The organism is Chitinophaga sp. 01L420, assembly GCF_056399985.1.
In genome coordinates this window covers 18458-32948 of record NZ_JBFTSK010000050.1, presented here as the reverse complement: position 1 = coordinate 32948, position 14491 = coordinate 18458, and the positions used below count along the sequence as shown (strand labels likewise).

At 43.7% G+C, this 14491-nt stretch carries 12 protein-coding genes; 8 read left to right on the top strand and 4 right to left on the bottom strand.

Features of this window, described 5'->3' with window-relative positions; genetic code table 11:
* Positions 1-19 precede the first annotated feature (19 nt).
* Complete coding sequence (locus tag AC1DP6_RS31005) at positions 20-466, bottom strand: GNAT family N-acetyltransferase (protein WP_477058351.1); 447 nt, start codon at positions 464-466, stop codon at positions 20-22.
* Between the two features lie 120 nt (positions 467-586).
* The gene (locus AC1DP6_RS31000; protein WP_477058350.1) at positions 587-985 is read right to left on the bottom strand and encodes a carbohydrate-binding module family 14 protein; all 399 of its coding nucleotides are present in this window, start codon (positions 983-985) and stop codon (positions 587-589) included.
* A gap of 171 nt (positions 986-1156) precedes the next feature.
* Between AC1DP6_RS31000 and AC1DP6_RS30995 the strand changes: the two genes are divergently transcribed.
* The 7 genes from AC1DP6_RS30995 to AC1DP6_RS30965 all read left to right on the top strand — a co-directional run bounded on the left by AC1DP6_RS30995 (position 1157) and on the right by AC1DP6_RS30965 (position 12148).
* Positions 1157-3052 carry a beta-N-acetylhexosaminidase gene (locus tag AC1DP6_RS30995; RefSeq protein WP_477058349.1) on the top strand — a complete coding sequence of 632 codons (1896 nt, stop codon included), beginning with the start codon at positions 1157-1159 and terminating at the stop codon, positions 3050-3052.
* 42 nt (positions 3053-3094) lie between these two features.
* Positions 3095-4273, top strand: a complete 1179-nt coding sequence (locus AC1DP6_RS30990; protein WP_477058348.1) for an alpha-amylase family protein — start codon at positions 3095-3097, stop codon at positions 4271-4273.
* Between the two features lie 104 nt (positions 4274-4377).
* Entirely contained in the window at positions 4378-4956 is a 579-nt protein-coding gene (locus AC1DP6_RS30985; protein ID WP_477058347.1) for an RNA polymerase sigma factor, read from the top strand.
* A gap of 84 nt (positions 4957-5040) precedes the next feature.
* Positions 5041-6018, top strand: coding sequence for a FecR family protein (locus tag AC1DP6_RS30980; RefSeq protein ID WP_477058346.1), 978 nt, complete (start codon positions 5041-5043; stop codon positions 6016-6018).
* Positions 6019-6158: 140 nt separating this feature from the next.
* Complete coding sequence (locus AC1DP6_RS30975; RefSeq protein ID WP_477058345.1) at positions 6159-9575, top strand: TonB-dependent receptor domain-containing protein; 3417 nt, start codon at positions 6159-6161, stop codon at positions 9573-9575.
* A gap of 31 nt (positions 9576-9606) precedes the next feature.
* Complete coding sequence (locus AC1DP6_RS30970) at positions 9607-11271, top strand: hypothetical protein (protein ID WP_477058344.1); 1665 nt, start codon at positions 9607-9609, stop codon at positions 11269-11271.
* A gap of 28 nt (positions 11272-11299) precedes the next feature.
* Entirely contained in the window at positions 11300-12148 is an 849-nt protein-coding gene (locus AC1DP6_RS30965) for a hypothetical protein (protein ID WP_477058343.1), read from the top strand.
* 160 nt (positions 12149-12308) lie between these two features.
* Here the strand turns inward: AC1DP6_RS30965 and AC1DP6_RS30960 are convergent, their stop codons facing one another.
* Entirely contained in the window at positions 12309-12911 is a 603-nt protein-coding gene (locus AC1DP6_RS30960) for an FMN-dependent NADH-azoreductase (protein WP_477058342.1), read from the bottom strand.
* 189 nt (positions 12912-13100) lie between these two features.
* Between AC1DP6_RS30960 and AC1DP6_RS30955 the strand changes: the two genes are divergently transcribed.
* Entirely contained in the window at positions 13101-13490 is a 390-nt protein-coding gene (locus AC1DP6_RS30955) for a winged helix-turn-helix transcriptional regulator (protein ID WP_477058341.1), read from the top strand.
* On the opposite strand, the gene gap is transcribed toward AC1DP6_RS30955, so the two are convergent.
* Positions 13487-14488 carry a type I glyceraldehyde-3-phosphate dehydrogenase gene (gene gap / locus AC1DP6_RS30950; RefSeq protein ID WP_477058340.1) on the bottom strand — a complete coding sequence of 334 codons (1002 nt, stop codon included), beginning with the start codon at positions 14486-14488 and terminating at the stop codon, positions 13487-13489. The genes AC1DP6_RS30955 and gap overlap by 4 nt on opposite strands.
* Positions 14489-14491 lie beyond the last annotated feature (3 nt).

Sequence of the window (14491 nt, the reverse complement as noted above, 5' to 3'; positions counted from 1 at the left end):
TCCGGAAATTTATTCCAGGCTACAGCAACCAGGAGAAGTGTACAACACTTTCTTCTTTTGTAAAGTTGGTCCGGCGGTAAAAGTCCAGGGCCGCATCATCATCACTGTGCGCCGGAACATACACTTCTTCAAAACCTTTTTCCTTACAGTATCCTGTTAAGAAACTGATAAGTGCTTTACCGATCCCTTTCCGCTGAAAATCGATCAAAACCGCCAGATCATATATATAGGCCAACGGCTTTTCAACATAATACTGATGAAGTGTATAGGCGGTCAATCCCCCCAGGATCGTATTGTTTGCAATGGCTACTGCCACCAAAAAATCGGGGTTGCCTAATATGCGCTCCAGATAATTCCTATCGGGCTTAACGAAAGCCGGCATTTCAAAAACTTCTTCAAAAACATTTAACAACGCCACAAAATCATCAACATCCTGATGCGATAGCATTTTAACGGTTACATTCATTTGTTATGGTAATTTGAAAAAGACCCGGTGATAGTCGGATCCCAATAATAAGCGTTAAATCCCATAAATGCAAAGAGGGATGATCATAAGATCATCCCTCTTGCGAATCGTCAGGGTTTATTAATGATTGCAGGGAGGATACGGGTTGCTCGCCGTTGCCTCTGGCCGGCATACTTTATCATTTACATCAAAAGCCGAACCGGCAGCACAGGTGTAATCCCTTCTTTGAAATCCTCCTCCGGCTATTTTTATGCAGAAAATATAGTCATGACAATTGTCCGGATTAGGGAACCTGCCACTGGCCGAACATGTAAACTCCGATATCAAAGGAGTAAAAACAGCCGGACCAGCAACCGGCCTGGTGTCCAGCGATAAAAATGTATTAACAAAAGCGCTGCTGCTAACTGTCATTAATACTGGTTGATCGGTTAAAGAAGGAGTAGATATTGCCGATTGTGCACTTGCTACAGCAGTCATGGCAAACATGATGACAGCGAATAATAGGGTGTGTTTTTTCATAATAGGTATTTTGTTTATTACTAAATGGAAAGCCGGTATAAGGATTACAAATTAAGAATTGCCACTGCGGCACAGTATCAGTAATATGCTTAAATTATCGTACTTTATTGCCCGGCTATGTTGAAAATGTAAAAGCCCGATGCTATTTAGAACATTGAACAATACTCACTCATGGTAAAGAAAATCTTAATGCTGGCAACAGGAATACTGTTACAGTTACTCCCTTCGTTTGCTGCCAACAGGGAAAATGGGAAGAACCAGGAGATCAACCTGATTCCCATACCCGTTAAAGTTGAAAACCGGACCGGCTCTTTCAATATTACCTCCGCCACCAAACTGGTAGCTGACCCATCTCTGAAAGGTATTACCGATCTGTTTGCGGCCGTATTACACGCGCCCACCGGGTATCAATTGCGCCTGGCAGAAAGTGATAACAGCGGCATCCATTTTACAATCAACAGTACCTACAACCAAACACTGGGCAATGAAGGATATATACTGGATGTAACTCCTGCCAGGATCGACATTTCAGCCAATAAACCCGCTGGTCTTTTTTATGCAATGCAATCGCTGATACAATTGCTGTCCAAAGAGGTGGAAAGCAGCGTGAAGGTGGAACAGGAAAATTGGACCGTTCCCTGTGTAAAGATTACAGACTATCCCCGGTTCGGTTGGCGGGGACTGATGCTGGATGTAAGCCGTCATTATTTTCCGAAAGAATCGGTAAAGAAATACATAGATCAACTTGCTAAGTACAAAATGAATGTTTTCCACTGGCATCTTACAGATGACCAGGGCTGGAGAATTGAAATTAAAAGTCTGCCTGAATTAACCAGCATCGGAGCATGGCGTGCACCAAGAATGGGTACCTGGTGGACACGTACCCCCAGGGCTAAAAATGAGCCGACCAGCTATGGCGGCTTCTATACACAGGAAGATGTCAAGGAAATTGTGAAATATGCACAAGATAGGTTTGTAACCATTATACCAGAAATAGACGTACCAGGCCATAGTTTAGCCGCTTTAGCCGCCTACCCTAACCTGTCCTGCACAGGTGGTCCATTTAACGTAAATGTTGGCAATGTCTTTTATTCGAAAGAAGACAATGCACTATGCCCGGGAAATGAACAAAGCTTTGCGTTTATGGATAAGGTGCTAACAGAGCTGGCCACACTATTTCCCGCACAATATATCCATATCGGAGGAGATGAATGCTATAAAGGCTTCTGGAAAAATTGTCCAAAGTGCAAAAAAAGAATGTCGGACGAAAAACTCAAAACGGTAGAAGAACTCCAGAGCTATTTCATTAAACGCATGGAAAAGATGGTCATTTCCAAAGGAAAAAAAATGATCGGCTGGGATGAAATACTGGAAGGCGGACTGGCGCCTGAGGCGACTGTCATGTCGTGGCAGGGTATCCAGGGAGGCGTTAATGCTGCAAAAATGAATCATCCGGTTATCATGACTCCTGATCACAATTGTTACCTGGATCTTTACCAGGGAGATCCCGCAGGCGAACCTCCTACCTATTCTATGCTCACCTTACGCACTTGTTATAACTTTGAGCCAGTTCCGGAGGAACTAACTGATCAGTCACTGATTCTGGGTGGACAGGGCAATCTGTGGACAGAATCTGTGCCTACCTACCGGCATGCTGAATACATGACCTGGCCCCGTGCGTTTGCTTTATCGGAAGTACTCTGGTCTCAAAAAACATCCAGGAACTGGGACAGCTTTATTCATCGCATGGAAGCTCACTTCGCCCGTTATGATGTGGCTAACGTGAACTATGCACGCTCTGTATATGACGCAGCTATCAGGCCCACAAAGAAATCGGCAGATAAACCCATGCAAATCACCCTGGTCAAAGAACTCGATGACGTGGATATTTACTATACATTTGATGGTACTTTTCCGGATCGCTTTTCTTCAAAATATACAGATATACTCGATATCCCCAAAGGGGCAGATACCTTTCGGATGATCACTTACCGCAACAACCAACCTGTTGGGAAAATGATTACTGCAAGTATTAAAGAGATAGAAAAACGATCAGGTTCAAAATAGTAAAACACACGCCATTTTATTTCATCCTAAACACTGGTAAGTATGTCGGAAAATCAAACAACTGCACCATCCAACGATCGTTCAAGAAGAGATTTTATCAAGCATGCGGCCATTGGCATGGGCACTTTTATAATTGGAATGTCCCGCCCCCTGTCCTCCTTTTCCATGGGGGCCAGGGCACCATTGGCCGCTACTCCTATTAAAGCCTTTAACATTGATTTTAACTGGGGTGAAGGTGGGCTCAATGCCTTCGCCAAACCAGGGCTATGGGCCGATGCGGACCCGGAAGAACATGTAAACTGGTATGCCAGTTTGGGCTGCAATGTCATACAGTCATTTGCCGTTTCATGTAACGGCTATGCATGGTATAAAGGCGGCATTGTACCTGAACAACCGGGGTTGAAATATGATTTTTTAACAGAACAGGTAAAACTGGCGCATAAAAAAAACATAAAGGTATTCGGGTATTTCTGTGCAGGCGCCAATACAAAATGGGGACTGGATCATCCGGAGCTGAGTTATGGGATCCCTGCAGATCCCCATATTCCATACACCTCCACCTACATTGATTACCTCTGTGCTTCCATTGAAGACGCCATTAAAGTAACCGGTATAGATGGTATTTTTATCGACTGGTTATGGAATCCGGGAACTACGATGGAACCTTATCCTCCTTTGCAATGGATGGACTGCGAGCAGGAGATGTACAAAGAACTCATGCAGCAGCCATTTCCGGGGAAAGAGAAACTAACACCTGAAAATGTATTGCAATTTCGCCGTAAAGCAATTGACAGATGCTGGAAGAAAATTAAAGCAACCGCCAATAAAGCAAACCCGGAATGTATTATCTGGTTAACTTCCTGTCAGCTTACCAGCAAGGATATTGCCGGGTCAGACATGCTAAAGGAAGTAGACTGGATATTGAATGAAGCCGGCGATATTAAAACGACAACAGCTGTGCATAACGCGCTGGGGAAGCATACCCGTATGGTTACCTGTCTCGCTAAATGGAACTCTCAGGATCCTTTAACCATTGTACCCGCCGCCATCAAACAGCAGGTTGGCCTCTACGGTTTTGCCAAACCCATCATTGGAGCCATGATGCACCCGGTAGATTACTACCTGAAAACACCTATTCATGATCTGAAAGATGACGAAAAAAACATCGCGGTGCTGGCGCGTAGTTATAATAACCTGCCATTTTCTTATGTTAAAAAATAAGGTATCACCTGAACAGCAGCCGCTTTAAGCAGATCTGTCCATTTCTTAACATATCGTTAATATTCCGTGGGTAAATTTGTACCTGTACTCATAAGATCTTCCTCATGAAACAGGCCAAGCAACAATATATTGCCAACGTTTATAGTAAGTTTTGGAAAGAATTATATGTTGTTGCTTTTCGCCGCCTGCGGAATGAAGAGCAGGTGGAGGATCTTTTACAGGATTTGTTTCTCTCCCTGCTCGAAAGTGATTTTAACTTTGAAAATGAACAGTCCGTACGGGCGTTGCTCCATGCACGTCTTAAAAGCCGCATCGTAGATTTTTTCAGAAAACAACTCTTGATGATGTCTTTTGTAAACGGGGAAGCGTCACAAAGTGAAATCGATGATACCTCCAGCGATACCAGGCTAATGAATCGTGAACTGGAATCATTTGTCATGCAGGAGATTAACAACCTGCCTGAAAAGATGAGGGAAATAATCCTCCTCAGCCGCGAAGAAATGCTTTCAAATGAGGAAATAGCCATCCGGCTTAAGATCTCTAATAAAACCGTCAGAAATCAGCTCAGCACCGGGCTAAAAAGGATCAGGATAAATGTTCAGACCTATCGCTCAGATGAACTTGAACCGGCATCAACCAATATACTGATAACGCTGGCGGTCCTATTGTTAATAGAACATTAACAATCCCCAATTTCTATACTAAATTTCATGCTGCTCTGGGACAAAACCTCGTTTCGTTCGGTTATATAGTCAAAAGGGCAGACAATGGATCCGCGTAAAAAAAACAAATTACCATCAGAAGCAGATAAAAGAAGCCTGACGCCGGAAGAACAGGAAAAACTGGATAACTGGTATGCCGCCTTTGATGTTTCCGCCAAAGACCTGAATGTTTTTTCCGATAACGAACATGAAGAAAAGGTTCGGATCAGACTGCTGAACAAAATTATTACCCGGATACCTGAATCCAGACATCCTCCCATATTTTTCATGAAACCAGGCAACTGGATGAAAGTGGCTGTAGTGTTAGCGCTCTTCACCGTCAGTTTCCCGTTGTATAACTATATAAGAAAAACCAATGCACCCCAAATGCCCGATGCAGTTACCTGGTATACCAGCGAGGCATCGACAGGAAAAATCCTGAAAATCCGCCTGGAAGACGGATCAGAAATATGGTTGAACTCCGGCTCACACATTAAATACCCCGGGCATTTCAATAAAAAAAACAGGGAAGTGTCATTAGTGGGTGAAGCCTTCTTTAATATTGCGCAAGACCCGGCCAGACCTTTTATTGTAAATACGGACCAACTAAAAACCACCGTGTTGGGAACCTCCTTCAACATAAGAGCATATTCCGGACTTGACCAGATTATGATAAACGTAGCTACCGGTAAAATAGGAATTACCGCTTCGGGCAAAACATTAGGTATGCTCAACGCCGACCAGCAAATCAGCTTTCATAAGGGCACCAGTGCATTTAATATAACAACAGTCAATTCCGCATTGGCCAGTTCATGGCAGCAAGGTAATATCAGACTTGACGGTGCATCTTTTAAAGAGCTTTCTTTAGTGGTAAAAAATACCTGGGGAATTACTCTGGAAACGAATAGTAACAGGATCACAGCAGCAAGTTTCAAGATTACATTTAATATCAACAATAAACCAGAAGAGGTGATGAAAGCAATCAGCAAGATGACGGATGCGAACTATCACATCCACAATAATATAATTACGCTATATGAATAGATAAACCAGCCCAAAAAAAGAAACGGAAGTTGAGGAAACAACTCCCGTTTTAAAATAAGCAGTAAACTAACTCCCCGTCGAAAGTTTGTTAGTAAAGCTGTGTAATTAACTGGCATCACCATTTAACAACAATCAAAAATATGAAAAAAAACGTCCCGGCGATTAGGAAGTTCACAACAGTTGTATTAAGAATAATAATTGGTTTCAGCAGTTTGATCTATGCCAGTGAAAGTAAAGCACAGCAACCAAATGAAGTCAAAGTAACCATCAATATTACAAATGAAAACATGGCGGATGTGCTGGCAAGAATTGAAACTATTACCGGCATCCCCTTTTCTTATGACAAAAATTTACTCGGCAAACTAAGAGTAGCAGCACAAACATATAAAAATGAACACCTTTCCGTTATACTGAAAAATCTGCTCGGCAACACAGGTTATGATTATGAAATAATAAATAATAATATCGTTGTAGGAAAGGTTAAATCTGTCACTAAGCAACAACAGACAAACAGAATAGCCGGCAAAGTAGCTGATGCCAAAACAGGTGAGCCACTGATTGGTGTTTCAATATTAATAAAGGATAGCAAAACCGGTACGGTCACCGACCCGAACGGACGCTTCAGCCTGACGACTCATCAACCTGTCGGTACACTGCTGCTCTACTATACAGGTTACGAAAAGCAGGAACATCATTTTGACGCATCACACCTGGAATTTGCGGTGAAGATGAAACCGGCCATTAGCTCACTTGCTACTGTTACGGTAGAAGCCACCCGTCGTGCATTACAACCCGTACAACATACCGGTGAGCGGGAAATGATCCAGGAAATTAAACAGGCAGGCAGCATTGTATCCGGCATCTCATCAGAACTGATTGCGCGACTGCCCGATGTAAACACCGCGCAGGTTGCCAGGCGTATTGCAGGAATAACCCTTACCGATGAACAGTTTTTGGTGGTTCGCGGGATGAACCAGCGTTACAATGTTACCTATCTGGGTGATAACATTGCCCCCAGTACAGAACAATACAGCCGTGCTTTTGCCCTCAACCTGCTGCCATCCCGGATAGTAGATAAGATCATGGTTTATAAATCTCCGCGGGCTGATTTGTTTGGAGACTTTGCCGGAGCAGCGGTTAAAATATATACCAAAGACGCGCTGGCCGTAAAACATCTGGATGTAGGATTACGTATTGGTTACACATCAGGCAGCACATTTGAGCAACAAAATACCTATAAAGGTGGTAAACTCGATTGGCTGGGAATGGACGACGGAACAAGAGCCCTGCCTTCATTGGTGTCCCGTTACGGAGATTTCAGCAAAGCACACCTAAGCCAGAAGGAGTATATCCAATCGTTTTCACCCACATTGGACTACGGGAAAAAAACTGCCTTACCTGATGTACAATTCCTGGTTACTTACTATGACAATTTCAAATTAGGAACGGCACGTTTATATAATATTACGGGGCTCAGTTATACCAATGAAACCCGCGGATTTAACGTTTACCGGCAAACCAATAATCTTTACGCTTCCTATTCCGATTATATCACTTCAACCGTTACCAACGAAGATCAAAGCTCAGAAGAAGTTACGCTTAACCTGTTGCAAAACTTTATGCTACATCTCAATGATCGACATAAAATTTACTTCAAAAATTTTGTGTTGCAGCAGGGACGGAAAGGTACAATTGACAGGATCCAGCGGCCCAATGCCTATCCTGATAGTCTCGGACGTTACGGTTACTCAACGGAATATTGGAAACGAAATATTGTGCTCGACTACCGCGAACGTTTTCTCTATTCGGGTAATCTTGGCGGCACCCATGAGCTGAGCGATAAACAAAACCTCAACTGGAATGCAGGCGTAACCATCACCAAAAATGAAACCCCCGACCAGCGCATCTCGCGTTTTGTAAATAACGATTATCCAATGAGCATTTTTAATCTTGGTCAGTCAAAAGACTTTGATCTGAACTGGCGGGCAGATGATCGTTATGGTAAAGTGCCCGAAAACTACGACCGGGATGGCACAGCGGCACGGGTATTTACAAGACTGCAGGAACAAGTATATAATGCATCCCTGGATTATAATCTTATTCTAAAGCCCTGGCTCGCGATAAAAGCGGGTACATATCAGTTATTCAAGCAACGCAACATAGCAAGACGCTTGTTCGCGGTATATGATGGAGAGCTGACCGATGGTAACAGGCCCAATCTCATCAGCTCTACCGGGGAAGGCTTTTTTTATAAATTACCCGGCTCCCAGCAATATGTCGATCCTTCTATATGGCGCTTTAACCTGCATGACCTGGGTAAAATATGGAGCGATAATTATTTTAGGGAAGATGGCTCAGGACTGCGGGTGGAAGACCGTACCGGTCCTATGGATGCCTATAAAGCGTCGGAGCAGTACCACGCCGGATATTTCATGACCACTGTCAGGCCCTTTAATGGCAAAATAGAACTGAACGCCGGATTGCGCCTTGAATACGATAAAATGAAGCTCGCGGCAGTAGTGCCCTCACTGGTATTGCCCGATCAACGGGTTGGCCCGTCAATATTGATTGACCGGTCGCGGCTTTCCTGGCTGCCTTCTGTGAATGTGTCCTGGCTGCTATCCGAAATGTGGGTACTGCGCGGGGCCTATGGTAAAACGGTGAACCGGCCTGAATTCAGAGAGATATCACCTTTTCGTGATTATGATTATCCCAATAATCAAATGATTAATGGTAACCCGGCACTGGTACAATCGGATATTTCCAATGCTGATCTTCGTCTGGAGTTCTATCCTAAGAATAATAAAGGTGAAATGTTCAGCATCGGAGCTTTCTATAAGCGATTAGAAAAACCAATCGAAAGAATCATATTTTCTGCCAACACAGCAGCAAGCGAAATAAACGGGTTTGATAATATCAGCTTCACCAACGTGGACAGAGCGACGGTGCAGGGCATTGAGATTGACATCAGGAAAAATCTTGGATTTATTCCCGGCACATTGTTTAAGAATTTCTCTTTTCTGTTCAATGCCTCTCTTATAAGAAGCCACGTAAATGGTGCCTTTATTGCTACCATTCCCGGTTCAGGGTCAGTATTTATTGACACTGCTTTTAACCGGCCATTACAGGGACAGGCGCCTTATGTAATCAATGGCGGCCTGTTTTATGATAATGCCAAATTGGGCTGCAAGCTTTCACTGAATTATAATGTATCCGGTACCAGTATTTATGCCGTTGGCAAATACAGCAACCCTGCCTCCAGCATCGTGAAGTACCGTGGCTCTATCCTCGAATTGGCCCGGCATTTACTCGACTTCTCTTACACCCAGCAATTTGCCAAACGTTGGCAGGCCAAGTTTAGCATCAACAATTTGCTGAATGAAGACATCCGGTTTATCGAAGATCAAAACAGAGATAATAAATACCAGCCAGAACACAATACCGGCGAAACCCGCTCGGTGGCAGGACGCACGCCGCCCGTTTATTCGGGAGATAATATTTCCAGGCAGTGGAGCCCCGGACGTAATGCACAGGCTAACCTTATCTATTCTTTTTAAATCACGTGATTCTTACAACTACAGACGTATTATGAACAACATCAACATAGTTATTCTCTTAATACTGATCCTCGCAGCGGGCTGTCGCAGAACAGAAGACTTTTATAATCAACTGGATCAACTACCACGGATAAATAAACTGGATAATACCTCCTATACAGTTGGCGATACACTCACACTCAATGGAAAATTGGGTGCTGGCAAGGCTACCATGAAAATTACCATTGGTGGTGTGGAAGCCCCGGTGCTTTCTATCAAATCAAAAGACAGTACTTACACGGAAAATAATGTGCTGTATAATTATACACTTGATGAAGTAAAAGTGCTGATTACCGAGGCGATGATTGGTCCGCAGCAATTGATAGTGGCAACCGTTAACGGAGTTCAGAGCACACTGGCTTCTATATTAGTGAACAAAGAACGGCCGCTACCCTTCCTTACAGATACCCTTAATTATCTAAACCCCAAACAAGCTACCATTGCGTTAAGAATGCCTTTGGGTACCCGTGTAATACCCAATTACACTCCCGGCGGAGCCATTGTTCTCATGAGCGGCGATAGCCTGGTTACATGGCAGAAGGGCGTAATTCGCCGGGGCAAAGTAATATGGAAGGATCAATTGGGCGATTTTTCACTGCTGGATCCTGTTAATACCGATTATGGTTTTGCTTCAGATCCGGCCGGGAATAATTTGTATCTCTCCTGCCTGACTACCGATGCCCGATTGCCCGATGCCACCTATTCAGCCGCCCGCCTGATAAAAATATCCCTGCAGGATTACAGCGTTACTACGCTTAATCGCACCGTGCTGCCTACCAGTACCGGCCTCATTGATGATGCTTATTTAGATCTTGATACCGTAAAGAGGGAGGGCAATATTAGCCAGGTATTCTTTCCTGTTATGAAAAAAATCTATGCAAATAGTAAAGGCGAATTATTCTTCTCCTGCCCTTCCTTCAACTGGAATGTATCAGATGGTTTTGTCTATAGCTCAGCGATCGACAATCTTACGGTATCCCGTTTAAATGCTGCCGGTAACTTTCAATACCTGGCCAAAGGAGCTGTTTATGACAATAAAATATTCCAGGTGTTTGTCATCAAAGATGGAATGTTTCAAGGTGACTATGACTTTATCCCTAATGTGACCACCATATTTAATTATACCAGGTTGATGGGTATAGATGCCAGTAATAGCCTGTTATATGGTTATACCGGTTCAGATCTCGGTTCCATATATACCATCAGCACATTTTATTGTTACAACCTGGATCAGCAACGGCAGGCAGGCGAATTCACCTACAAACAGGTTAGCAGTTTTGCACCTACTATTACCGATGGGCCATTTAATGTGGTGGAAGGAAACTACAATGAAGTTACAACGGGTACACGCGTTTACCAATGGCCGGCACCGAATCAGCCCATGGTGATATTGRCCCAGCAACAACAATATCAGCAACAACTTGGACCATCAGGCAACGATCAACTTAAATCAATTAAAATGATCAATTTCTCCACCCGTACCGTGAGCACTTATGCGCCGTTTATACAATCATTTACGCCTGGCAGCGAATACCAACTGGGCATAGGTGGCGATGTAGTGGGCTATACCTTATCACAACTACCGGTAATGGTGCGCACTCAGGATATAGACCCAACAATTAACGAAGTATTGCTGCTTGTACCTGCAAAAAACTAATGGCAAATTGAACACTAAATTCAAAGAAATGAAATTGCAACATTATATCTTCTTGTTTATACTATTGGTACCCGGTCTGTCGGCATGTGAAAAATCAGATAAGGACGCTGGCGTGGCTGGTACTGAAGTCAACTTCTTTAATACGGCAGATGGCATTTTCACCTTCCCGGGCACAAAAGCAGTATACGTGGACAAACTGGACACCATGCAGTCAGACCCGATCCAGTTTTCCGGCAGATCACCGGCTGGCGAAACCTTTCCTGCCCTTGCTTTTGCAGGCCCGGGAGGCACGGCATCGGTTTTGTATATGAGGCAAACTCCGGGAACACACCGCTTTATTTTTACAAATGGGGAAAAACAAGTGGTGGCCGATACGACAGTTAATTTAACAGATAACTCAAAAAATACTTTTTATGTCTACGATGATCCGGATCAACTGCTTTCCCATTGCATGATTATGCATATTATCGAAAACAGCACCAATACTCCTGATAAATGTCAATTTCGCCTGCTGCATCTGAGTAGTGACCTCGGTGAAATGAACTGTTTTTTTATACTGGAAGATGGCAGCCGTTTTTTTGCGGCTAACCTGCCAGCCAAGATGAAATCCGGTACTCACACAGATTTTATCTCCATCGATAAACAGGTGGTCGGAAAAGACGGAAATGCCTATCTGCAGTTTTTCTCCGGTACAGATACAACAGGCGTAAAGGCCACTGCTACCATTCCATATAGGGAAGGACGTTCTTATGCCATTGTAGTAAGCGGACTTGCCAACATGAAATATGTTCAATACAAAGATCCGGCTGATCCCGGGAATCCCAGGACAGTCCTGCTAAATGCCAGTATCTCAGCCCGGGTGCGTACAGTTAATTAAATACGCTCTGCATTATTTTCTATATACACCCAAAAGGAGTCTCCAGATTAACCAAGATTAAATCATCAAATCAGCGCTATCCTTTGTATTTCCTTAAAGTGAAAAGCCTGTAGAGTAGTCTGCAGGCTTTTCACATTTTCAATAATTTAAAAAGAAGATTTTAATCAATCTTTATACTGCCAATGGCTTTCTCCATAGCATGTTCCTTCACTCCCGGCACTTTTAATCCTTCAGCACGAAATACCGTCAGATCTGTCATGCCTAAAAAGCCAAGGAAAGCATTCAAATAAGGAGCAACAAAGTCGTTGGCTTTACCAGGGCCTTCTGAATAAACGCCTCCGGAAGACATGGCTACATAAACTTTCTTCCCTGTTACCTTTCCAACAGGACCATTTTCCCCATACCCAAAAGTGATTCCGGCCCTGGTAATATGATCAATCCAGGCCTTTAGCGATGTATGGATGGTGAAGTTGTAAAGCGGCGCTCCAATCACGATGATATCTGCAGCCATTAACTGTTTAACTACCTCGTCAGAAAAGCGGATAGATTCTTTTTCTTCTTCGGTCAGCTGATCTCCGGGAATAAAGAATGTACGGAGAACAGCGGGGTTAAGATGTGGAATGTCGATATCGACCAGGTTTAATTCTTCAAGTGTACTGCCCGGATACTTTTCCTGAATTTTTTCAACGATAGCCTGACCCAGCTTAATGCTGTATGATCCTTTACCTTGCAGGCTTGAGATTAAATGAAGGATACGTTTCATAAAAAATTACGTATTTAACAATATGATCAATTTTAAATTCCGAGATCGCCCGATTGCCTTTGTGTGAACGATGAAAGGTTTCTTTGGCTCGAATTATCAAAGGCAAAATTATGGCTGCCAGGTAGTCAGAAGTTCGGACTTACCTGAAGGGAAGCGGTTACATTGAGGTAATGTAATTACCTTTGGGTTATGGAAATGATGATAAATGAGCCGCTTCCAGGCAAGGAAGAATGCGCAGGCTCGCTCAGAAACGTCCTCGATGCGTTGTATGTTCTTAATGGAAAATGGAGGCTGGCTTTGATCCTGTCTCTGGTGCAATCACCAAAGCGCTTTAACGAGATTCAGCATGAACTCACTGGCATATCCTCCAGGATATTGGCTAAAGAGCTAAAAGATCTGGAATTGAATGACTTTATCACACGAAACGTTTATCCGACTACCCCGGTAACTATCATTTATGAAGCAACCGGGTATAGCCGGACATTAAAAAATGTGATAGGTGAACTAAGTGCCTGGGGCGGACAGCACAGGGAAAAAATTAAGCAAAGCATGCGGAAACAATCCCTCATGCAGGTCTAACGTTTAAGTTCAGCTATACGTACTACTAAATCGGCCAACCGGTTAGAATATCCAAACTCGTTATCATACCAGCCCACCACTTTAACTAAATCGCCTACAATGGAGGTCAATAAAGCATCGAAAGTGCAGGAGTAAGGGCTATCAATGATATCTACAGATACGATAGGCGCCTCAGTATACTTCAGCACGCCTTTCATGGAAGTGTCAGCGGCCTCCTTAAACCTGGCATTAATTTCATCTACACTTTGGGGCTGTTTCTTCAGGATACAGGTAAAATCGGTAAGCGAACCATTTAACACTGGCACGCGTATCCCTGCCCCGCCCATTTTGCCGTCTAAATGCGGAAATATAGTGGTGATTGCTTTTGCGGCGCCGGTAGATGTAGGGATAATAGATGCCGATGCTGCACGCGCTCTGCGAAGATCTCTATGTGGCGCATCATGCAGGTTCTGATCTCCGGTCATAGAATGCACGGTGGTAATATAGGCGTCTACGATCCCCCAGTTATCATCCAAAACTTTTACCATAGGCGCTACATTGTTAGTAGTACACGAGGCATTGGACAATACAGGCGAGGTAAGATCTATTAAATGATCGTTCACCCCCAATACTACGGTAGGAATATCTTTATCCGGCGATGGAGCTGATACAATAACCTGTTTGGCGCCTGCCTGTAAATGCTGTTCCGCAGCCGCTTTAGACGTGAATTTACCGGTAGATTCAATCACTATATCAATCCCCAGTTCGGCCCAGGGTAACTTCAATGGGTCACGCTCTGCCAAAACACGGATCGACTTTCCATCGATAATCAGGGCATCAGCGGTAGCACTTACTTCGCCTTTGTATGGCCCATGTACAGAATCGTAAGTGTAAAGGTGTGCCAATGTTGGCGTATCCGCCAGGTCATTTATTGCTATTACTTCAATGCCTTTCTTTTGCAATAACATGCGCAAAGATATTCTGCCAATACGCCCAAAACCATTAATCGCTATCCTCATGTT